This is a genomic window from Nocardiopsis sp. NPDC055879 (assembly GCF_053615935.1).
The window spans coordinates 1-1,104 of sequence record NZ_JBSHCT010000110.1; the positions used below are offsets into that span (position 1 = coordinate 1).

A 1,104-nucleotide genomic window follows, 5' to 3' on the forward strand; every position below is an offset into this window, starting at 1 on the left:
CGGGTGATGGCGGTCATCAGTTGAGAACCGTTTCTTCGGCGGACGGGTGATCAGCACAATCCTATTGGCCCCCGCCCGTGTCACGGTCCCGTTCCTCCTCACCTGAGTCCCATGACACCCGGTTCACCGTCGGCCGTGCAGGAGACCGCCACCGCACCGGGAACGTTCAGCGCCTCATGATCGGTCAGGCGGTCACTGGGGTCCGGTGGGGGTCGGGGTGGTGTGGGCGGTCCACCAGGGCAGCACGTCGCGGGGGTGCATGGGTTCGGCGAAGTGGTGCCCCTGGGCGTAGTGGCAACCGGCCTCCAGGGCGGCCTCGGCCGACTCCGCGCTGCTCACGCCCTCGGCGGTGGCGCGCATGCCCAGGGCTCGGACCAGGGTGATGGCGGCGCGCACCACGGTGTGCCCGCGAGACGCCTCCTCGGCCAGACGCGTGGTGAACGACTCGTGGATCTTCACCTCGTCCAGGGGCAGCCCCGCGAGCTGGGCGAGGGTGAAGTGTCCGGTGCCGAAGTCGTCCAGGGCCAATCCCACGCCGAGTGCCCGGAGCCGTTCCACGGCCTCGGTGGCGGCCTCCGGGTCGTTGATGAGGGACTGTTCACCGACCTCCAGGACCAGGCGTTCGGCGGGCACCCCGTATTCGCGCAGGGCCGCCGCGACGGTGTCGGGCAGCTCGGGATCGAGGAGTTCGCGCACGCCCAGGTTGACCGAGACCGGCAGGGTGAGACCCTCGGCGTGCCAATCGGCCGCGCGGGCCAGTGTGATGTCCAGGACCTGGGCGGAGAAGGCCCTGAACAGGTTGGAGTGTTCGACGATCGGCAGGAACTCGTCGGGGGTGAGCAGCCCCTGGGAGGGGTGTCGCCACCGAGCCAGAGCCTCCAGACCGATGGCGCGACCGTCGGCCAGTTCGACCTTGGGCTGGTAACGCATCTCCAGGGCGCCGTCGACCAGCCCGCGCCGCAGCTCGCTGTACATGCTCAGGCGGGCGGTGGAATTACGGTCCTTGCCCGGGTCGTAGGACTCCACCCCGGTGCGGTCGGTCTTGGCCACGTACATGGCGACGTCGGCGCGCTGCATGAGCGACTCGAAGTCGGGTGCGTCGTC

General features: G+C 69.7%; 1 protein-coding gene. It reads right to left on the reverse strand.

The genetic code is table 11. The features are described from left to right. Positions 1–192: 192 nt before the first annotated feature. Positions 193–1,104: EAL domain-containing protein (locus ACWGKS_RS30095; RefSeq protein ID WP_452525126.1), on the reverse strand; the 912-nt coding region annotated here is incomplete at its 5' end.